Annotated in this window: 14 protein-coding genes; 11 read left to right on the forward strand and 3 right to left on the reverse strand. The window is 63.4% G+C overall.

What is annotated here, in order from left to right; translation table 11 throughout:
- Positions 1-176: 176 nt before the first annotated feature.
- Positions 177-1,493: a hypothetical protein gene (locus GE027_RS04800; protein WP_237607282.1), complete on the forward strand. Its 1,317-nt coding sequence runs from the start codon at positions 177-179 to the stop codon at positions 1,491-1,493.
- A gap of 133 nt (positions 1,494-1,626) precedes the next feature.
- Here GE027_RS04800 and GE027_RS04805 read toward each other — a convergent pair whose 3' ends face one another.
- Positions 1,627-4,236: a DUF3516 domain-containing protein gene (locus GE027_RS04805; protein WP_237607283.1), complete on the reverse strand. Its 2,610-nt coding sequence runs from the start codon at positions 4,234-4,236 to the stop codon at positions 1,627-1,629.
- A 90-nt stretch (positions 4,237-4,326) separates the two neighbouring features.
- Between GE027_RS04805 and GE027_RS04810 the strand changes: the two genes are divergently transcribed.
- The 6 genes from GE027_RS04810 to GE027_RS04835 all read left to right on the forward strand — a co-directional run bounded on the left by GE027_RS04810 (position 4,327) and on the right by GE027_RS04835 (position 14,553).
- On the forward strand, positions 4,327-4,542 hold the full coding sequence (locus GE027_RS04810; RefSeq protein ID WP_237607284.1) for a hypothetical protein: 216 nt from the start codon (positions 4,327-4,329) through the stop codon (positions 4,540-4,542).
- 876 nt (positions 4,543-5,418) lie between these two features.
- Positions 5,419-6,333 carry a tetratricopeptide repeat protein gene (locus GE027_RS04815; protein WP_153556038.1) on the forward strand — a complete coding sequence of 305 codons (915 nt, stop codon included), beginning with the start codon at positions 5,419-5,421 and terminating at the stop codon, positions 6,331-6,333.
- A 278-nt stretch (positions 6,334-6,611) separates the two neighbouring features.
- Positions 6,612-9,182 (forward strand): ATP-dependent Clp protease ATP-binding subunit, encoded by a 2,571-nt coding sequence (locus GE027_RS04820; RefSeq protein ID WP_153556039.1) that lies wholly within the window; start codon positions 6,612-6,614, stop codon positions 9,180-9,182.
- 332 nt (positions 9,183-9,514) lie between these two features.
- Positions 9,515-12,946 (forward strand): hypothetical protein, encoded by a 3,432-nt coding sequence (locus GE027_RS04825; protein WP_153556040.1) that lies wholly within the window; start codon positions 9,515-9,517, stop codon positions 12,944-12,946.
- Positions 12,947-13,132: 186 nt separating this feature from the next.
- Complete coding sequence (locus GE027_RS04830; RefSeq protein WP_153556041.1) at positions 13,133-13,927, forward strand: site-2 protease family protein; 795 nt, start codon at positions 13,133-13,135, stop codon at positions 13,925-13,927.
- 293 nt (positions 13,928-14,220) lie between these two features.
- Positions 14,221-14,553: a histidine biosynthesis protein HisIE gene (locus tag GE027_RS04835; protein WP_153556042.1), complete on the forward strand. Its 333-nt coding sequence runs from the start codon at positions 14,221-14,223 to the stop codon at positions 14,551-14,553.
- 181 nt (positions 14,554-14,734) lie between these two features.
- On the opposite strand, the gene GE027_RS04840 is transcribed toward GE027_RS04835, so the two are convergent.
- Together GE027_RS04840 and pepT are read right to left on the reverse strand one after the other, a co-directional pair.
- A complete protein-coding gene (locus GE027_RS04840; RefSeq protein ID WP_153556043.1) occupies positions 14,735-15,820 on the reverse strand; it encodes an Mrp/NBP35 family ATP-binding protein in 1,086 nt (361 codons plus the stop codon).
- 52 nt (positions 15,821-15,872) lie between these two features.
- Positions 15,873-17,129, reverse strand: coding sequence for a peptidase T (pepT, locus tag GE027_RS04845; RefSeq protein WP_153556044.1), 1,257 nt, complete (start codon positions 17,127-17,129; stop codon positions 15,873-15,875).
- An 85-nt stretch (positions 17,130-17,214) separates the two neighbouring features.
- Between pepT and GE027_RS04850 the strand changes: the two genes are divergently transcribed.
- The 4 genes from GE027_RS04850 (at position 17,215) to GE027_RS04865 (ending at position 21,457) form a co-directional block, all read left to right on the forward strand.
- Positions 17,215-18,054, forward strand: a complete 840-nt coding sequence (locus GE027_RS04850; protein ID WP_237607285.1) for a 3'-5' exonuclease — start codon at positions 17,215-17,217, stop codon at positions 18,052-18,054.
- The gene (locus tag GE027_RS04855; RefSeq protein WP_153556045.1) at positions 18,054-19,283 is read left to right on the forward strand and encodes a hypothetical protein; all 1,230 of its coding nucleotides are present in this window, start codon (positions 18,054-18,056) and stop codon (positions 19,281-19,283) included. Before GE027_RS04850 ends, GE027_RS04855 begins: the two co-directional genes overlap by 1 nt.
- 246 nt (positions 19,284-19,529) lie before the next feature.
- Positions 19,530-20,474, forward strand: a complete 945-nt coding sequence (gene mch, locus GE027_RS04860; RefSeq protein WP_153556046.1) for a methenyltetrahydromethanopterin cyclohydrolase — start codon at positions 19,530-19,532, stop codon at positions 20,472-20,474.
- 2 nt (positions 20,475-20,476) lie between these two features.
- Complete coding sequence (locus tag GE027_RS04865) at positions 20,477-21,457, forward strand: ATP-grasp domain-containing protein (protein WP_237607286.1); 981 nt, start codon at positions 20,477-20,479, stop codon at positions 21,455-21,457.

The raw sequence follows: 21,457 nt of genomic DNA on the forward strand, positions 1-21,457 counted from the left end.
CGGTCGATTGCCACCTGTGTTGGTTCGTTATATCAGCTGGATAGGGGGTGTCAAAACAAAGCCGACAAATGCGTCAAAAATGTTCAAGTTCGCGGCGATTCGGTGTTGGAGGCGGCGGGGAATTCTTCCTATAGTCGCCGCGGCTCTTTTCCGCTGTTCCTGCAAGGAAACGATCGATGCGACTGCGAATCAAACTGCTGCCGGCCCTGCTCGGCTGCCTGCTGGGAGTCGGTGCTTTGGCGCTCGTCCCGTCCGCTTCGGGGCAAGGCATGGCGATGCCGTCCGAGGGCGCGGCCGGAGCATCGGCCGGCCCGCAGGCCGGCGCCGCAGCGCCCGACACCCCGCCCAGTCTCCAGCCCGTCCCGACGACGCCTCCGCCGGGAGCCGCACAATCGGCTGCCACGCCGTCTGCCGCCGCACCAGCTCCGGCCGCTTCCAGCCCCTCCGCCGCCCGCCCCTCCACGACGGCGGCTTCGACCGCCGGTGGCCAGTTGCCGCAGGAATCCGGCCAGCAGTACCGGCAGTACGACCTGCGTCCCTACACCGGATACCTGACCAAACACGATCGGCCCGAGCAGGCCATCGTCGACTGGGTCTTGCGCGAAACCGGTACCGACGTGTGGTTCACCGAACCGTTCGGTTTTCTGAACGCCAACCGCGATCGCTTGTCCGTCTATCACACGCCCGAAATGCATTCGGTGGTCGCCGATGTCGTCGACCGCTTTATCGCCGGCACCACCGATCCGCAGGTGTTTGGTTTGCGGGTCATGACCGTGGGCAACCCCAATTGGCGCAGCCGCATGCATCCGATGATGCAACACGTGACGGTCCAGTCGCCCGGCGTGCAGGCTTGGCTGTTGACCAAAGAGAACGCGGCGATGGTGGTTTCGATGTTGCGTCAGCGAACCGACACGCGCGAAGTCCAGGCCGTGGACGTGATCACCTACAACGGGCAAACCGAAAAGCTGGCCAGCATGCGAGGACGAAACTTTGTCCGCAACATCCGGCCCTCGGTCAATCCATTGGCTTGGCCGCCGTACGAACCGGAAACCGGTGAAGTGCAGGAAGGGTATCAGCTGGAATTCAGTCCGTTGCTGAGCCGGGACGGTGCCTCGATCGATTGTGTGATCGAAGCCAATATCGATCAGGTGGACAAGTTGTTGCCGGTCGATTTGGACCTGCCCCTGCCCAGCGGTCAGACGCACCGGGCGCGAATCGAAGTGCCGCAGGTGGTCAGTTGGCGGCTGCACGAGCGATTTCGTTGGCCCAGCGACATGGTGTTGCTGCTGTCCTGCGGCGTCGTGGCCAGCCCGGACCGGCCGCAGTCGTCGGTGCCGCTGTTGAACCTGGAGCGTTTGACCGGGCAGACCGCCGGCCGCGCCGACGCGCTGCTGTTCGTGGAGTTCCGCGGCAATGCGACCAACAATCTGATCCGCGCCCCGCAAGTCGCCGACTTGCCCCGCACGACCACCCCGGCTGGTCGACGGTACTAAGTGAGTCGCCTTTCGCTCCGCCGAAAGTAGATTAGAGTCGCCTTTCGCTCCGCGAAAGTAGTGTCGAAACCGGAGCAACTTTCGCGGAGCGAAAGGCAACACTGGCGACTTTCGCGGAGCGAAAGGCAACACTCTACTTCCTGCGTCCTGGGCCGATCAAATCGTCGCCGCCGGCGGCATTGCTGAGCACTTCGTCGGTGCTCTGGGCGTCGACCGCGCGGCAGGTTTCGGTCAACCGGTCGGCCAGATCGTCCAGCGGATCCTCCCACTGTTCGGGCGTGGTTTCCGAGGGCGGGATATTGGCCATCTCGTCGAGCAACAGAATCATCCGCAGCAGGTGCCGGAACAGGATGCCTTCCTCCTTCTGCAGCTTGTGCGCGGTGATGTACTTGTTGAAGTCGCCGTCGAACTGCAGCAGCTCGCCCACGATCCAGACCGGCCGCACCCGCACGTCTTGAACGCGGGGGAATTCGTTTTGGAACAGGCGATACAGTTTCTCGCCCAGGGTCAGCGGCCAGACACGCTCTTCGAACATCACCCGGCCGAAACCGCGGTCCTGAACCTCTTCGTCCTCGTCCTCGCTGGGCGAGCCCAGTTCTTCGGCGGTGGCCAAGCCCAGTTGCAGGAGCATCGGGTCCAGCCGCAGTTTGGCCAGCGGACCGGCCGGCAGGTCGTCGTAGCCGGGGACGCGGACCAGGCGGGCCACCGTGCCGGGCACTTCCAGCACGCTTTCCAGCGCCAGGATGCGTTCGGTCTGGTCGGCGATCGCCAATTGATCGGCCAGGTACACGCCGTACAGCGGATTGATGCTCCGCAGCTGGATCAGCAGTGGCAGGCGAGACGTGGGCACGGCACGCTCGGGCCGGTAATTGCTCAGCTCGTAACCGCGGCTTTCGATGGCCTGCTGCTCGCTGTCGCCGCCGGCATCGTCTGGTTTGGCGTCCTCTGGCCTATCGCCGTCCTCGCTCTTTTCGCTTTCGGCCTTGGGCACCGTGTCCAAAAGGTGCGAGAACAGGCCCTGCGGCTCGGCCGGCTGGCTCGCGTTCTCTTTGCTGGTTGGGTCCGCGGGCTTGCCGGCACCGGCTTTGCCGCCGGAGCCCTTGCCGCCGGATTTTTCGGGCCGATCGGCCGACAGGTCGGCGGCCCGCGGTTTGGGGTCCAGGCTGACGTAACCGGCTTTCCACAGCGTGATCAGCATCCGGTTTAGATCGCGCTGGGCATCTTCGAGTTGTTTCGGCTGGAGCAGGCGGCGGCCGACCAGATCGCGCAGGGGCTGGACTTCGGGGGATCGTTCCAGCATGTAGGCCAGCAGCCGCCAGGGCAATCGTCCTCGACTGGCCAGCCGGGCCGAGGGGGCGTCGCGAAGCTGGTCGAATTGTTGCTGCGTCCAGTACTGTTCGCCCGAGCGGCGTTTGGGCATCTTCTTCTTCAGCTGCTTGCGCATCTTCAACAGCCCCGGATCCTTGGTGTCTTCGGGGATCTGTTCGTACTGCTCGCGCCAGCGATTGATTTTGACGTCGTCCTCGTGGGCCAACGCGAAGACATAGCCCCGGTCGTCGAATTGAGGCCGGCCGGCGCGGCCGAAAATCTGATGGGCCGTGGCGGCCTCGACCACCTTCTTCTTGCCCTTGGGACCTTTCAGCAAACTGGGCAGGATCACGCTGCGAGCCGGCAGATTAATTCCCGCCGCCAGCGTTTCGGTGCACGTGCACAGGCTGAGCAGTTTGCGTTGGAACAGTGCTTCGACGATCCGCCGGTAACGCGGCAGGATGCCGGCATGATGCACGCCCACGCCGCGCATCAAGATGGCTTTGAGTTTCGGGCCGGCCCCCTCGCTCATGTCGGCGGCGTTGAGGTACTCGGCCAGCTCGCTTTGGCGGGCCTTGTCGATCAGCTTCTTGCCCTTGAGCATCTCGGCGGTGGTCCAGCACTGGGCGCGGTTAAAGCAGAAGACCAGCCCCGGCGTTCGGCGCTGGTCTTCGTCTCCGGCGGCGATTTGTTCGGAGAAATCCGCGAGGATCTGGTCCTCGACCCATTCAAACTGCAGCGGCACCTTTCGTTCGTCGCCTTGCACCAGCATCAAACGCCGGTTGTGGGCTCGCGACAACCACTGCGTGAACTCCAGCGAGTTGCCGACCGTCGCGCTCAACAGCAACAGCCGCGTGTGAGCCGGCAGCAAGCCCAGGGTCAATTCCCAGACCACCCCGCGCTCGCTGTCGTTGAACGAGTGGAACTCATCCATCACGACCGCCGAGACATCGGCAAAGTCGAAGGCGTCCTGATTGAGCAAGCGATTCAGCAGGATCTCGGCGACCACGACCAGAATCGGAGCGTCCGGGTTCACCTTGCGATTGCCGGTGACCAGCCCCACATCGTCGGCCGAAAACCCCCAGCGGACCGCCGACTGGCGCAGCTCGTCGAGTTTCTGGTCCGTCAGCGCGATCAGCGGCGTCGTGTAGTACATCCGCGTGCCGCTCCGCAGCGCCTCGTACACGGCCGCTTCGGCAATCAGGGTTTTGCCGGTTCCCGTCGGAGCGCATACCAGAACCCCCTCGGGACTGGTAAAGTATGCCAGCAACGCTTCCTCTTGGACCGGATACGGTTCGAAGGGCAGGGTCTGAAAATAATCCGCCGCAATGCTGTCGCGATCGGCAATGCTGTCGCGATCGCCAACGCCGTCGCGATTGGGCGGGTCCGAGGAAACGGACTGGTCTGAGGAAGCGGGTTGGCGGGATGGGGCCACGGAAGTGTCCACTGGGGCTGGCGGTGTCGGTCGAAAAGTTTCGTCGAAGAGCAGTCGTGGTAGGTTTGTTTAGCGTTAACGAGGCATCCGATGGTCATCCAGCAAGTCAAGTTGTTCAAAACAATCGAGAGCGAGCTTCCCGAGATGGAGCAGGAGATCAACCGCTGGATCCGCAAGCACAAGGTCAAGGTGCTCTCGATCACCGGCAATATTGCCAGCCACGGCGGAGCCAGCGGCGGGCCGATGAGCTCGTTTTCCTCCAACGACATCCTGATTGTGGTGCTGTATGAGAGAGAAGTCGAGTAGCGGGTGGAGGCGGCGGGAGACCGGAGCGAGATTTGAGATTTGCTGACTCTAACGGATTCTATGTATGGCGTGCGAAGTTCGAGCGCAGCAGCCACGGCAGTGGCGACATGCGGTAGCCCCAGGCGCGAGCCTGGGGTGTCGCCCCCACACCCGCACGCCAGTCCCAGAGGGACGACACGAATTCCGGTGCCAGACTTCCTGTCGCCCTTCCAGGGCTTTTGTTCGTAATGTTTACGTTTCCCCGGGCTCGCGCTTTGGGGCTACCACAGACAATCGCTCCGCGATTTAGGAACGTTCGTTCCAGTACATAGATTCCGTTAGGTTCAGGAGATTTGAGATTTTTTTGCTCCGGGGGGGCGAACCATCTCGCGGTGGCCGACGTCTGAAGTGAGTAGACAGGCTGCCTTCCGGGTTGCCCTTTCGAGGGCCAGCGGAAATGCTTGTCAGTGTTGGGTCGCGGTGACGCGTCGCGACGGACATTTCAGTACGGTTCGCTCGATCGCTCTGGTTGGCACCTGATCGAGGACCGTCGGGTATGTTTGCAAAGGAGGTGTTCAAGTGGAATATTGCTGTACTAGCCAACGGGGTGGTTTGAACCCGTAGTTAGAGTCGGCGGGCTGCTGATTGCGGCGGCCACCCCACCTCGCGCACCTTTTCAAGAGATACGCGAGACAAACGGCCCATCGGTTGGGATCCAAGGGATCTCGGCCGGTGGGCTTTTTTCTTGGCGGCGTTCGTCTTGCCGGCGTTCGTCTTGCTGGCGTTCTTCTTGCCGGCGTTGGCTGGCCGAGTTTCTCTTGTTTCCGCCGCCGCTTTTGGCGTAGGCTGCCCCTGTCGATCCGCCTGCTCGGTGGGCGTCTCGACCGAGTTCCTCTTGTGGCTGTACGAATTGCCTGCATGGATGTCTCCGGCAAACACTACCTGACCTGCCTGTGGCCCGGCTTGCCCGAGATGTGGTTCCGCGGCCAGTTGGCCGCCTTGCCCGCGGCGTTGACCTTTGCCGTCGCCCTGAATTTTCTGTTGGTCGCGCGGTTTCTGTACCCCGAGTGGCTGACGCCGCTGTTGGTCAAGATCGCCTGTTGGGTGGCCCTGGGGGTGTGGCTGTGGTGCGTCGCCAAGAGCGTGATGCGGTTGCCCGAGATCGTCAGCCCGCGTGCGGCCAGCGACCAACCCGACCGCTTTGCCGAAGCCCATGGCCAGTACCTGCGCGGCCACTGGGTCGAAGCCGAAGCGTTACTGGCCGATTGTTTGGAGATCGAACCTCGCGACCCGCCGGCCATGCTGCTGTTGGCCGGCGTGTATCGCCACACCGGCCGCTTGGCGGCGGCGGCCGGCGTCTTGGATCAACTGGAACGGCTCGAACGAGGCGACTTCTGGTGGTTGGAGCTGCAGGACGAACGACGACGCTGGCAACGCTTTGCCGACGCAGCGAACGAGGGTGCGCAGGCCTCCGGCGACGAGGAAGCGGCCTCCGGCGACGAGGAAGCGTCAAACGCTAGCGAGGCGGATGAGGCAACTTTGGCGGACGGCGAGGCAACTCCGGCGGACGAGACCGCTGGCTCCGAGCAGTCTGCACCATCGGCCGAGTCCGCACCTTCGGTCGAGTCCGCACCTTCGGTCGAGTCCGCGGCTTCGGATGGGCCCGAGTCCCAGGCGAATGCTAGCAGCCCAGCCCAAGCATCCGCGGCGATTGACTCGGCCATAGAGTCCTCACAGGGGGAAGCGACCGACCGCGCGTTTGCTGCCGATATGGCAGCGGACTGGAGCGAGCTTGGCGAGCGAGGCGTCTAAACCGTCAAGATTTTTCGAAAAGAATTAAGAACGCGATATTCTTGAGGTTTCGGCCGGCTTCGTCAGTGGTCTCCTACTCCCCCAAAACTGGAAAACCGATAGAATCGGCATAGCTGCTGCAATAAACGGTTTGTGGACGAGCTGAATGCCTTGGAGGGCCGCTGCGGGAGCGGAAATCCTCTGTGCGGCGTACAGTTTGCAATGTATAGAGCTGATAACCGGGAACGCCAGCCTGGCAGGCGAGTCCAAGCGAACACGCAATAAGAAGGTTCGAGATCATGTACGAACGATTTACTGACCGCGCTCGCAAGGTGATGCAACTTGCGAACCAAGAGGCCCAGCGGTTCAACCACGAATATATCGGCACCGAGCACATCCTGTTGGGCTTGGTCAAAGAGGGCAGCGGGGTCGCGGCCAACGTGCTGAAAAACCTGGAAGTGGATCTGCGCAAGATCCGCTTGGAGGTGGAGAAGCTGGTGCAGAGCGGGCCGGAGATGGTCACGGTAGGCAAACTGCCGCAGACGCCTCGGGCCAAGAAAGTCATCGAGTACTCGATGGAAGAGGCTCGCAATCTGAATCACACCTACGTCGGCACCGAGCACATCCTGCTGGGATTGCTTCGCGAGCAAGAAGGCGTGGCCGCGCAGGTGCTGATGAATCTGGGCCTGAAACTGGAAGACGTCCGCGAGGAGGTTCTGAACCTGTTGGGGCACGGTTTGGAAGGTTCCGAAGTCGGCGAACGCGGCGGTCGCGGCGGCGAAGGCGAAAGCAGCAGTAGCAGCAGCAAGAGCAGCAAGAGCAAGACGCCGGCGCTGGATAGTTTCGGTCGTGACCTGACCGAGTTGGCCAAGAAGGGCGAGTTGGATCCGGTGATCGGCCGCCAACGCGAAATCGAACGCGCGATCCAGATCCTCTGCCGACGTACCAAGAACAACCCGGTGCTGTTGGGCGAAGCCGGTGTGGGTAAGACGGCCATCGTCGAAGGCTTTGCCCAGCGAGTCATCGCCGGTGAAGTGCCCGAGATCCTGGCCGAGAAACGCATCGTCGTCTTGGACCTGGCGATGATGGTCGCCGGAACCAAGTACCGCGGTCAGTTCGAGGAGCGGATCAAGGCCGTGATGACCGAAGTGCGTCGCGCCAAGAACACGATCCTGTTCATCGACGAACTGCACACCCTGGTCGGTGCCGGCGGCGCCGAAGGAGCGATCGACGCGGCCAACGTGCTCAAGCCCGCCCTGGCTCGTGGCGAGATCCAGTGCATCGGAGCCACGACGCTGGACGAGTACCGCAAGTACATCGAAAAGGACAACGCGCTCGCGCGGCGGTTCCAGGAAATCATCATCGAACCGACCGGAACCGACGAGACGATCGAGATCCTCAAGGGATTGCGGGAACGCTACGAAGAGCATCACCGCGTGCAGATCACCGACGATGCCGTCGTGGCCGCCGTGGAGATGAGCGAACGCTACATCACCGCACGCTGCCTGCCCGACAAGGCCATCGACGTGATCGACGAAGCCGGGGCTCGGATTCGTCTGCGCACCATGACCCGTCCGCCGGACCTGAAGGAGATCGACGTCGAAGTCGAAACCCTGAACAAGGACAAGGAAGACGCGGTCGCCAACCAGGACTTCGAAAAGGCGGCCAAGCTGCGTGATCAGGCGGAGAAACTGCGCCGCAAGAAGGAGCAGATCACCCGCGAATGGCGCGAGAAGAGCCAGCAGACCGACGGCGTGGTCGACGAAGAAGTGATCGCCGAAGTGGTCAGCAAGATGACCGGTATCCCGCTGACGCGACTGTCCACCGAGGACTCGCTGCGATTGATGCAGATGGAAGAGGAACTGCACAAACGCGTGGTCAGCCAGGACGCGGCCGTCACCGCGATCTCCAAAGCCGTGCGGCGTAGCCGCAGTGGCCTGAAGGATCCCAAGCGGCCCACCGGTTCGTTTATCTTCGCCGGACCCACCGGTGTCGGTAAGACGCTGTTGGCCAAGGCGCTGGCCGAATACATGTTCGGTGACGCCGACGCCCTGGTGCACATCGACATGAGCGAATACATGGAGAAGCACAACGTCAGCCGTCTGATCGGTGCGCCTCCCGGATTCGTCGGCTACGAAGAAGGCGGTCAGTTGACCGAAAAGATTCGCCGCCGGCCCTACGCCGTGGTCCTGTTCGACGAGATCGAGAAGGCTCACCCCGACGTCTTCAACACCTTGTTGCAGGTGATGGAAGAAGGCCGTTTGACCGACTCGTTCGGACGCAATGTCGACTTCCGCAACACGATCCTGATCATGACCACCAACGCCGGTGCCGAAGCGATCAAGAACGAATCGGCCTTCGGGTTCCAGACGCCCGAAGACGACGCCAGTTACGAGTCGATGAAGTCGCGGGTGATGGACCAGATCCAACGCGTCTTCCGCCCCGAGTTCCTGAACCGATTGGACGATACGATTATCTTCCGTCACCTGACCGGTGAAGACCTCAAGAAGGTCATCGACTTTGAACTGGTCAAGGTTCGCGAACGACTGGAGGACCGCGGTTTCGCTCTGGAGTTGACCGACGAGGCCAAGGAATTCTTGATCAAGAAGGGCAGCGATCTGGACTACGGAGCTCGCCCGCTGCGTCGCGCGATCGAACAGCGCATAGAGGATCCGTTGGCCGAAGAACTGCTGCGTGGCACCTTCGAAGGCAAGGACACCCTGGTTGTCGACGTGTTCCGCAACGACGATGGCAAGGTGACGCGTCTGAACTTCGAAGGCGAAACCCGTGGTCATCAAGCCGCCGACGAACCGGTTCCGGCCGGAACCGGTGGCGACGATGCCAAGGGATCCGAAGGCGACAACAGCTAGGCGGCACGCGGTTCGTTAAGCATCGGACGCGATCCTGAGCCGTTTGGGCGAGAGCCCCGGTTTTTGTAGACGCGTTGCGAAGCAACCGCGGCTAGCGCCGAAACGGCTCAGGGAAAACCGCGGCTAGCGCCGAAACGGCTCAGGGAAAACCGCGGCTAGCGCCGAAACGGCTCAGGGAAAACCGCGGCTAGCGCCGAAACGGCTCAGGGAAAACCGCGGCTAGCGCCGAAACGGCTTAGGGAAAAACCGCTGAGCCGGTTCCGTCAGGACCTATACTAGAGAGACGCTTCGAACTCGTTCGTCGTCTCTCTTTATTTATGCTTGGGCTGTTCATGGCTACCGCACCCGTCTCGTCTCCGTCGTCCGGATCTCAGGTCAGCGATGCGTTCATCGAGCAGCGTATCGAAGAGGTTCGGCGGGGGCTGTGGCGGAGCGAATTGACGCGCTGTGTGCTGGGATTGTTGATCGGTGCCCTGGGCCTGTTGTTGGCTTGGTCGGTGGTAGACCAGTGGATTTGGTCGCCCGGCGTTTGGGGCCGGTCGCTGATCGCGGCTCTGGCGCTCGCCGCCGGGGTCGGTTGGTTGTGGATGCGTCTGCGGCCGTTGTTGACCGCCGAGATCGATCGGGCGTATGCGGCCTACGCGATCGAACGAGACCTGCCGGCGCTGCAGCATGCGTTGACCAGCTATGTGACTTTGCGCCCGCAGCGGGCCGATCCGGGGCTGCGAGGCGTCGTCGTGCGATCGATCGGCCGGCAGGCCGCGAGCCGTCTGCGCGGTCACGGCGACCGCCTGCCTCAGGAAGCCCACAGCAGTTTTCAGTTGTGGATGATCGTCGCGGCCGTTCTGGCCGCCCTGGCCCTGTATGCGGTCGTCTCGCCCAAGAACACGTTTCAGTCCGCCGGTCGGTTGCTGATGCCGCTGGCACGAATCGACGCGCCGACGCGCGTCAAGATCCTGGAGGTAACGCCCGGCAGCGATCGAGTGATGGCCGGCAGGCAGGTGTCCGTCAGCGCTCGCTTTGCAGGACTGGGCGGTCGTGACCAGCCGCAGTTGATGCTGCAGACGATCGGCGAAGCGTCGCGGCGTATTGAGATGCGGGCCGATGACGAGGCGTCCGACTTGTATCACGCTACGTTGGGGCAGCCCTACGGCCTGCAGACCACCACGCGATACGTTGTGACAGCCGGTGACGCCCGCAGCGAGCGGTTCACCATCGATGTGCGCGACGTGCCTGCGATCAACATTACGGCCGTGCGTTACCAGCCGCCTGCCTATACGGGCCGTCCGGTACGCTCCCAGAGTGCCGCGGCGGTCGAGGGGCTCGAAGGAACTCGCGTGATCGTACAGGCCCGAACGAATCGACCGATCCAATCCGGGCGGATCGAGTTTAATCCGCGCCGCACGCACGATCGCACGATCGCGTCGGCCGGTTCCAGCCCGCTGCGTTTGTCCGAAGACGGGCAGAGCGTCGAAGCCGAATGGACGCTGCGACGAGGCGATTCTGCTCGCGGACTGGTTACCATCGATAGTTATCGGTTGGTCGTCCAAGACGCCGCCGGCGCCGAGAACCCCGAACCGGTGGTCTATCCCGTTCGCGTGCTGCCCGACCTGGCGCCCGAAGTTTCCTTTGCCGTTCCGACGCGCTCGCCGAAAGACGTGCCGGTCGATGCACAGCAGTTGATCGAAGTCCATGCGCTGGATCCGGACTTCGGGCTGACCGAGCTTCGCCTGAAGCTGCAGCGAGGCGTTCAGTTACTGGCCGAACCGGTGCTGTGGAGCGACGCCCAGGGAGATCGTCAAAGTCGCGTCGCGATCATGCGGTTTCGACCGGCCCAGTGGAATCTCAAACCCGGCCATGAGATCACGGTAACGGCCGTGGCCAAAGACAACCGGCACGATTCCGAAGCGCGGCCCGCGCCCAACGTCACGCTCAGCGATCCGATCACGCTGCGCATCGTCGAGGCGGCTCAGTTGAGCGAGAACCAGCCTGCCGAAGACGGTTTGACGGCTGCGGATGATCAGCCAGCTGTCGATCCTCAAAACAATTCCGACGACGCTTCTCAGGACGGGCAAAGCGATTCGCAAGATGGTCAGGGAGAATCCCAAGACGGTCAGGGCGGTCAGGGTGGTCAGGGTGAGTCGCAGGGCGGTCAGGGCGAATCCCAGGATGGCCAAGGCGGCTCCCAGGACGGCCAAGGTGGTTCCCAGGACGGCCAAGGTGGTTCCCAGGACGGTCAAGGTGGTACGCAGGACGGCCAAGCTGGTACGCAGGACGGCCAAGCTGGATCGCAGGATGGTCAGGGCGAGATACAGGATGGCGCGCAAGATGGGCAGGGTGGTTCACAGGACGGGCAGGGAACGCAAGACGGCCAAGGGACGATGCCTGAGGGCCAACGCGGTACCCAGGACGGCCAAGCTGGTTCACAAGATGGCCAAGGTGGCTCTCAAGTCGGCCAAGGTGGCTCTCAAGACGGGCAGGGCGGGTCTCAAGACGGACAGGGTGGCTCTCAAGACGGTCAACGCGGTACCCAAGACGGTCAGCGCGGTGCTCAGGACGGCCAAGCTGGTACCCAAGACGGTCAACGCGGTCCCCAGGACGGCCAAGGCAGCCAAGGTACCCCGGACGGTGCTCCGGACGGCCAGGGGACGATGCCCGATGGCCAACGAGGACCACAAGACCGTCAGGGTGGCCTCCAGGATGGCCAAGGGGGACCTCAGGACGCCGAAGGCGGCTCGCAGGATGGTCAGGGAGCGGGCCCAGACGGGGACTCTCCGGCCGCCACGGGCGAAGCAGCTCCGGGCGCCGACGGGACCGGCAGTGCTGGGGCCGAAACGGGCGAAGCCGCGGGTGCGGAAGGCGGAGCCGGCGAGCAACCCGGCCAGCGTCCCGAGACCGATGCCGAAGCGTTCGAACGCATCAAAGAACACATCGAAGCGATGCGCGAGCAGTCCGGAGACGCGGCGACTGGACCCGATGCGGCCAGCGGAAGCGAAGCGGCCGGTTCTTCGGCTGAACAAGCGGCTTCGAGCGGTTCCGAATCCGGCGAGGGAATGACGCAGCCTGACGATGGTCAATCGGCCAGCGAAGCCGCGACGGATGCTTCCTCCTCGCCGGCCGACGCACAGCAAGGCGACTCCGCCTCTTCCGCCGCGGATGCGCCAGAGTCGGATGCGGCTGAGTCGGATGCGCCCGGCGCTCCCTCCTCTGACTCGGCGTCCGGCTCGCAAGCTTCCGGCGCCGAAGCGGGTGAAGCAGGCGAAGCGTCCGAAGCGGGCGCGTCGGAATCGGCTTCGTCCAGCGACGCCGCGTCGGCTTCGGAAGCCGGTCTTTCCAGCCGCGGCACGGCCGGCACGCCGGCGGATTCCGACGATTCGCCAATCGCGCCACCCGAAGCCGATCCGGCGGACTTGGAGTACGCCAAGAAGGCGACCGACATGGTCCTTGATTATCTCGACCAGACGCGTGATCGTCCCGACGAGGAACTGCTGGAACGATTGAACTGGAGCGAGGAGGACCTGCGTCGATTCGAACAGCGTTGGCAGCAAACACGCGAGCTGGCCCGGCAACCCGATGGGCAAGGCGGCGGGGAGTTTGAAGAGGCGTTGCGTTCTTTGGGACTGCGCCGCGACAACCCGCGCGCGATCCGTCAAAGCGATCGTCGCGACGCTTTACCGGGCGTGGAGGATGCGGGCACGCGCGTCCCCGCACCGCCGCTGTACCGCGATGCTTTCGAAGCCTTCCGTCGTTCTCTGAACCCGTAGCCGCCAAGCGACCGACTTGCGGCGATAAAAAACCGAAAAAACCAAAAAACTTTCGGTCGTCTCAGCGCGGCAAAACGGTGCGCTTCGAGGGGGCATAACGGTGACCGAAGCGCAGGCTACAATCGAGCCAGATCGGCTGTGTCGTGCGCCGTTTGTTCGCTTCGAAGTTTGGAATGAGACCCGTTCATGTTGTTGCAAGAACCCGCTCGATCTCCCTACGACTTGGAGTTTCGACTGGGAGACTTTCCCGTCCGCATTGCCTGGACGTTTTGGTTGATGGCGGCCGTCTTCGGTTACGGACTGGCGGTTGGAATCGACCAGATCTTTCTGCAGGAGTATCGACAGTGGACTCCCGGTGTGTGGCTGATCTTATTGGTTTGGGCGGTGTGCATTCTGGTTTCGATCCTGGTGCATGAACTGGGGCACGCCTTGGCGTTTCGCCGCTACGGCATCCACAGCGGGATCGTGCTGTATCACTTCGGCGGGCTGGCGATTCCGCTGGCGGGCAACGGCTTCGGGCGGTCGCCTGCGCGGCTTTCCAGTAAGGAAAACCTTGTGATTGCAGCGGCCGGTCCGGTCGCTCAGCTGTTGTTGGCCGCGGCCGTGATTGTCCTGACACGTGCGGCTGGCTATCAGGTCCGTCTCCTGCCGGGCTGGCTGTACTGGATCCCCGGAGCCGGCGGTGGCGAGCCGATTCTGAACGTCGGCACGTTCGCTCTGGTGAATTGTTTGGTTTGGCCTAGCGTGATGTGGGCGGTGTTGAACCTGGTGCCGGTGTGGCCGCTGGACGGAGGTCGCATCGCCCGCGAGTTGATCTCGCTTGGCGGCGGTACCCTGCGTCAAGCTCTGATGCTTTCGTTGGTCGCCGCAGGCTTGATGGCGGTCTGGGGATTCAGTTCGGGGAACGTCTTCTTGGCGATCTTGTTCGCCTCCTTGGCCTTCGGCAACTGGGAGATGTTGCAGTCGATGGGCGGCTGGTAAGCGGGCAGCGCTGCGCCTGCAGCAGCGCGCAGCAGCGACATCGATCAGCCGTTTAGAAGTGTCTCGGCGGGCTGGGAATTTTCCCGAAACATGTTGCCAAGGTCTAAGAAGCGCGTAAAGTTACGCAAAGTTTGTTTGGGATCAATTTGTCAAGTGCCGATAACGAGGATCGTGATCGGCAACTTGAACGTTGATCAAACTTTTTTTGCTTGACGGACGTGGCCGTGGTCATCGCGACAGAGTTCGCCTGACTCAAAAGTTCCGTCATGTTTCCTTTTCGCGGAGGAACCCCGATGGCCAAGAAGAAAGCAACGAAGAAGGCGCCGAAGAAGAAGGCCGCCAAGAAGCGCGTAGCCAAGAAGACGGCTACCAAGAAGGCCGCCCGCAAGACCGCCAAGAAGAAGGCAGTCAAGAAGAAAGCCGCTAAGAAGAAGGTGACCAAGAAGAAAGCGGCGAAGAAGAAGGCCGTAAAGAAGACGGCCAAGAAGAAGACGGCTAAGAAGAAAGCCGCCAAGAAGAAGACGGCCAAAAAGAAAACCGCTAAGAAGAAAGCGGCCAAGAAGCGAGCGACCAAGAAGAAGACTTCCAAAGCCGCTCCGAAAAAGAAAGCGACGCGTCGCAAGTAAGCGTCGGTCCCAAAGCCAAACCGCATCGAGCTGCCGCTCGATGCGGTTTTTTTTGTGGCATAGGCTTCCGCTTGTGGCATAGGCTTCTAGCCTGTGAGCGGACGGCGCCAGCCGCTACGCCCCCGCGTCAATGGGACCAGGGGGTTGTTGTTTTCACAGGCTGGAAGCCTGTGCCACTGGGCTACAGCGTGGGCAGCTGCGGCTTGGGCGGGGACGCGGCGGCTTTCTGTGCCAGACTTCGGATCAGCGACCGGGCGACCTTCTCCATCGGGGCTCGCGCCCGAGCGTCGTCGCGAATCACCGCGGCCAGTTCGCCCGCGTCGCCGGCTTCGCGAAGCACCGGATCGATGGGCACTTCGCCCAGAAACGGCACGTCCAGCTCTTCGGCCTTGGCCCGCGCTCCGCCGGCGCCGAAGATGTCGTAGCGACGGTTGCAGTCCGGGCAGACAAAGCCGCTCATGTTCTCCACCATTCCGGCGACGGGGATCTTCACCGTGCCGAACATGCTGATCGCTTTGACCGCGTCGAGCAGCGCCACTTCCTGGGGCGTGCACACGACCACCGCACCGGCGATCGGAACCGCACCCTGGGAAAGCGTCAGGGCCACGTCACCGGTTCCCGGCGGCATGTCGATGACCAGGTAATCCAGTTCACCCCAGTCGGTTTCGGTCAGGAACTGGGTGATGCTTTGATGCAGCATCGGACCTCGCCAGATCACGGCCTGGTCGGGTTCGATCAGAAACCCCATCGACATCACGGGCATCTGCCCGCAGCGGATCGGCTGGATCCGTTTGTTGGCTTCCAGCGTCGGCCGTCCTTTCAGGCCCAGCAGGTGCGGGACGCTGGGGCCGTAGACATCCGCATCCATCAATCCCACGCGGGCGCCCAGGCGTTCCAGGGTCAGGGCCAGCGACGCGGCGACCGTACTCTTGCCGACGCCGCCTTTGCCGGAACCGACCGCCAGAATGGTCTTGATGCGCACGCCCGCTTGGCCGCTCCGGGCGGGCGGCCGGGCGTGGGGATGCACTTGGACCTCGACGGTCGTGCCGGGCAACCGGGAGGCCACGGCCGAGGCCACTTGCTCCTTGACGTCTTCGGCGATCGGCAGGGAATGCGTCGAGAGTCCCAGGCGGATGTCGGCGTGTTGTTGGCGGACGTGGATGTCACCGATCTGGCCCATCGATCCCAGGGGGCGACCCGTTTCGGGGTCGGGCAGGTTTTCGATGGCGGCTCGCACCGCTTCGGCAGTCAATTTGGGTTCGCTCATATTTCCGTTGTCATAAATTCGGGCGTCAATGCGGTGCAGAGAAAGGTTGGGGTTACGATCGGCCGCGCTCGCTCCACAATCGCAACAGTTCTACTAGATGTTCGGTTGCGGCCACCATCTGATCAAGGCAGGCAAATTCGTGCACCGCATGGATGTTGTGTTGGCCGCTGGAAAGGTTGGGGGTGGGCAGTCCCTTTTCGGTCAGTTGCGAGCCATCGGTACCGCCGCGGACGATTGTCCGTTGGCAGCTGTGTCCCAGATTCTGGTAGGCCTGCTCCGCTAGCGCGGCCGCCTCGGGCAGTTTCTCGAGGCCTTCGGCAAGATTGCGATACTGGCGCCGCACGTTGACTTCGACTTCCAGGCCGGGGAATTTCTGTTGGGTCTGCTGGGCGCATTGCCGGATCACTTCGGCATAGCGCTGCAGTTCGGGCGTTTCAAAGCTGCGCAGGATCAATTCCACCTTGGCCTCGCCGACGCCGCCGCTGATGTTGTAGGGGTGGATGAAGCCCTGGCGATCCTCGGTGGTTTCGGGGCTTTCCCGCATCGGCAATCCGGCCAGAAAGTCGGCGGCCGCCCGCACGGCGTTGATCATTCGTCCTTTGGCGATCGCCGGATGGATGTTGTGGCCGCGCAGGATGACGCTAGCCGCGTCGGCCGAAAACGTTTCCACGTCCAACTGGCCGGCATCGCCCCCGTCCAGCGTGTAGCCGACGACCGCGTTCAGTTTGTCCAGATCGATGTAATCGGTGCCGCGTCCGATCTCTTCGTCGCAGGTGAACAGGATCCGCACCGGACCATGGACCAGGTGCGGGTTTTCCAGCAGGTGGTGGGCCAGTTCCATGATGATGGCCACGCCCGCTTTGTCGTCGCCGCCCAGCAGGGTGTTGCCGTCGGTGGTGATCAGGGTCGATCCGACCAAGTGTTTCAGTTCCGGCGTCTGGTCGACGCGAATCACTTGGCCGCTGGGCAGCCGGATGTCGCCGCCCTCGTAATGCTGGATCACCTGGGGCTGGACGTTATGGCTGGGCGCTTCGGGCGATGTATCCAGGTGGGCGATCAGCGCCACCGCCGGACCCTGTCCGCCATCGGTCGCCGGCACGGTGGCCCAGACCAATCCGCGGTCGTCCTGGTGCGGGTAATCGGCCGACATCTCGGTCAACTGCTGCGTCAGCAGGCGTCCCAGTTCCCACTGGCCGGCGCTGCTCGGGTACTGGTTCGGACCCGCCGCGGGGTCCGCCGCCGTATCCACCGAGACGTAGGAAAGGAAACGGTCGAGCAAACGTTGCCGATTGATCGCGGTGGTGGTCATGGCAGAGGCCTACGGAGACGAAATCGCTACAATAAAACCAGCACGGTATTGTGACAGCATCTAGCGACCAGAGGGAGATAGGCGGTTGGCCAACGCAAAGAAGATCGAGTTTCTGCTGTTCGATGTGGAAACCGTCGCGGATGGAAATCTGGTTGCAGCGGTGAAGTACCCCCAGGACGAACTCGCCCCCCAGGCGGCGATCCAGCGTTTTCAGGAGGAGCTGCGGGAAACGCAAAACGGACGCGACTTCATTCCCCACACGTTTCAGATCCCCATCGCGGTGGTGATCGCCAAGGTGGACAGCGACCTGAACCTGGTGGATCTGGTTTCGCTGGACGAGCCGCAGTTCCGTTCGCACGTGATGACCCAGCAGTTCTGGCGCGGCTGGGAACACTACGATCGGCCCACCTGGGTGACCTTCAACGGACGCGGCTTTGATCTGCCGGTGATGGAACTGGCCGCCTTCCGTTACGGCCTGTCGCTGGGGCAGTGGTTCTACAGTCGCGGGGCGGCCTACACCCATCCGCGAAACCGCTACAACGCCTCGTCGCACCTGGATTTGCACGAATGGCTGACCAATTACGGTGCATGTTGGTTTCGCGGCGGCCTGGACCTGGCCGCGACGCTGCTGGGCAAGCCCGGGAAGATGTCCACCAAGGGGGATCAGGTCCAGGAAATGTGGGACGCCGGCAAGCTGCAGGAGATCAGCGATTACTGTCGCTGTGACGTGCTGGATACGTACTTTGTGTTCCTCCGCTCGTGCGTGGTGTCGGGGCGAATTGATTTGAAACGCGAAGCGGAATTGGTGGATGCGGCACACCGTTGGCTGATAGGTCAAGCGGACTCCTGCAAAGCCTACGAAGACTACCTGTCGTGCTGGGGGGACTGGCACAATCCGTGGGCCGAAACCGAAAAGGCCGTGTGATGAACATCCGCCGCGCAAACCAGCCGTCGATTCCTGTCGCAACCTCTTCCCCTTGGCGGCGACGGGGGACGCTGGCCTTGCTGGTGGGATGGTTGTTCTGCGGCAGCTTGTCCGCTCAGCCGCCAACGGAGCGGGAATCGATCCGCGTCCCCGGCGCCGGGGTGTTTTCGCCGCGGATCATCGACATCCCGGTCGAGGCCGCCCCGGCGATCGTTCCGGATCGACCTCGGCCGCCGTCGCGACTGGACCGCGGCCGCTTGACCACCGAGGACGCGGCCCGAAGCGGGTTGGTTTTGGAAGCCGTTGCCGATCGGCCGGCGCGGATGGCTCGCGCGGCCCTTCGCGAAGGTCAGTTCTGGGTGGTGGTGCCGATCGATGCGGACGTGGTGCGCTTGCAATTGGTCGAGGCCGGCGACCTGTGGTCGCTGGCGGCCAGCGGACCGGCCGGAGCGGTGGGCATGGAGCGGTCGCGGCAGGACGCGCGCCAGTTGTGGCGAGCGGTTGCGATCGGCGGCGTGCTGCGACTGGACAGCGTGGCGTACCCGGGCCGGTCGCTGGCCGGCAGCGCCGATGGCCTGGTCCAGCTGGAACGGACCAGCGACGGCGAGGCCCAGCACTGGTTGGCCAATTTCGATCCGCCACCGCCCGCCCTGACTCTGCCGCCGGTGCGGATGGTCCGACGCGAGGTGCGTCCCCAGCCAGGCTTGCCGGCCGTGGACGTGCGGCTGGTTAATACGCATCGCGACGGCCTGTTGGTATCGGTGATCGAGATGCGAAGCGGCCGTGTGACCCACCGCGTCGATCTGCCGCCGCGTGGTTCCCAAACGATTCGTTTGCAGCGAGACGCCGGGGCCGCGATCGTGGAACGGTACCAGGTTGTCACGCCCGGGGGGATCGTCCACAGCGAAGAGATCGTCACGTCGCTTCCGCCCCAGCCGCTGTACAGCGTGGCGGTCTACGAACGCTACCTCGCCTCGATCGCCATCGACCGCACGGGCAAAAGTCCCAACGTGGTCGAGGACATCAATTACCAGAGCCGCGGCGTTGGGCAGTTTCTGTTGCCGGCCGGCGCGGAGCTGGATCGCGGGGCGTCGATCGACGTCTACGCTCGCGCCCGAGCGATGCGGAACCCGGGCAGCCTGCCACCGATCCGTTTGCCCGAGAACGACCGGCCCGGCCGCGATCCGCTGCAGCAGACCCTGGACGAACTGGGCGTTCCGCGTCGCTGAAAGTGTGGCATAGGCACGTCGCAACATTACCTTCGGCATTTCTCTCCCTCTGGGAGAGTCGGGCTCTTAGGCCCGGAGAGGGTTTTCGCAGGGCCCTCCCCGGGCCTAAGAGCCCGACCCTCCCGCTGCGCGGGAGGGTGTTGTCGCGGCTGCGCCCCTGTTTTCAGGTTCGCGGTTTTCCGGTCCAATGGTTCCGTTTGAACCTGTTCGAGTCTGCGGGAAACTGCCTCTCTGGGAAACGCGGGAATGTCGTTGAATCTTCGTGCTGCCGAGCTCTGCGATCAAGCTTTCGATACAGCCGACGGGGCGGTCGAGGTCCACACCATCGCCGGTGCGTGCGTGATCGATGCGGGCATCGAAGCGTCTGGCGGCCTGGCCGCGGGATTGTGGTTGGCGCGGGTCTGTCTGGGCGGCGCCGCCGAGGTGCAACTGGTGCCCGAAGACGCGGAACGATTTCACAGCGATTTGGCGGTCACGGTGCGCACCGATGCTCCGGTGTTGGCTTGCCTGGGCGGTCAGTACGCCGGGTGGCCGGTGCAGGCCGAGGACTACTTTGCGATGGGCAGCGGGCCGATGCGGATGGCCCGTGGAAAAGAAGCCGTCCTCGAAGCGTTGGCGCTGCGGGAAACGCCGGACCGGGTGGTGGGTGTGCTGGAATCCGACGCGCTGCCCACGCCGGCAGCCGTGGCCACGGTGGCCGAGCAGTGCGGGGTGGCCACCGAGCAGTTGATCCTTTGCGTCGCCCCTTCGACGTCGCTGGCCGGTACCGTGCAGGTGGTCGCACGCAGCGTGGAGACCGCCATACACAAATTGCACGAGTGCGGTTTCGATGTGGCTCAGGTTCGCAGCGGGTGGGGCACGGCGCCGGTGCCGCCGGTGGCTCACAAGACCATCGCCGGGATTGGCCGCACCAACGACGCGATCCTCTACGGCGGACGGGTGACGTTGTGGGTCGACGCCGCCGAAGAAGACGTCGACGCGGTGATCGAGCGGGTTCCCAGCACCGCTTCCAGCGACCACGGACGGCCCTTTGCCGAAATCTTCAAGCACTACGAATACGATTTCTACAAAGTCGACCCGAATCTGTTCAGCCCGGCGGTGGTGACAATCGTCAACCTGCGCAGCGGCAGCACGCGCCGCAGCGGCCGCCTGGACACCGACGTCCTGCAGCGCTCCTTCGAAGGGTCGTGACCTTGAGCCCGCAGCTGTCGCCTACGGATTCGCTTCGCTTTCTGGTGCTGGGACCGGACCAGGGTTGGCACGCGACGCAGCTGGCCGAAGCGGCGTCGGCGGCCGGGCACCGTTTGTGGTTCGCCGCGTATGAAAGCCTGTCGGCGAGCATTGATGCTGCCGGCCGCCACCGCGTTGGTTGCTCCGCCGGAGCGCTCGACCGCTTTGACGTCGTCCTCGCGCGGACGATGCCGATGGGGTCGCTGGAACAGATCACGTTTCGTCTGGCCACGCTGCATCAATTGGACGGGCCGGCTGCACCGCTGGTGATCAACGGGCCGCGGTCGCTGGAAACGGCGATCGACAAATACGCCACGCTGGCCGTGGTCCGGCGGCTGGGCTACGACGTGCCGGCGACGACGGTCGTCCAGTCGCGCGGCGAAGCGATGGCCGCGTTCGAACAGCTCGGTGGCGACGTCGTGGTCAAACCCATTTTCGGTGGGGAAGGGCGGGGCGTGATGCGAATCCAGGATCCTCAGTTGGCCTGGGTTTCCTTTGCCACGCTCGAACGCCTCGGGGCGATTGCCTACGTCCAGCGTTTCGTGCCTCCGGGCGGCATCGACACGCGGTTGTTGGTGATCGGTTCGCAGGTCTGGGGCGTCCGCCGCCGCTGTCAGGACGACTGGCGGACCAATGTTTCCCAGGGCGCTCGCAGTGAAGCGATCGAGGTGGACGCGGCCCAGCGAGAGATGGCCCTGCGGATTGCCGGCGCGCTTGGCTTGCACATCGCCGCGGTGGATGTGCTGGAAGCCAGCGACGGCCGCCCCCGAGTGTTGGAGGTCAACGGCGTGCCCGGTTGGAAAGGGGCACAGGGGGCCTTGGGAATTAATTTGGCCGAAGCCATGATCGCCCACGCCGCTCATCTGGTCACCCAGCCCCGCCAGCAGCGCCGCCCCACCGATGCGTATTCGCCGCCCGTCCTTCCTTCCGTCCCGACACGTTGA

Source organism: Roseimaritima sediminicola, from assembly GCF_009618275.1.
GTDB classification, from domain to species: domain Bacteria; phylum Planctomycetota; class Planctomycetia; order Pirellulales; family Pirellulaceae; genus Roseimaritima; species Roseimaritima sediminicola.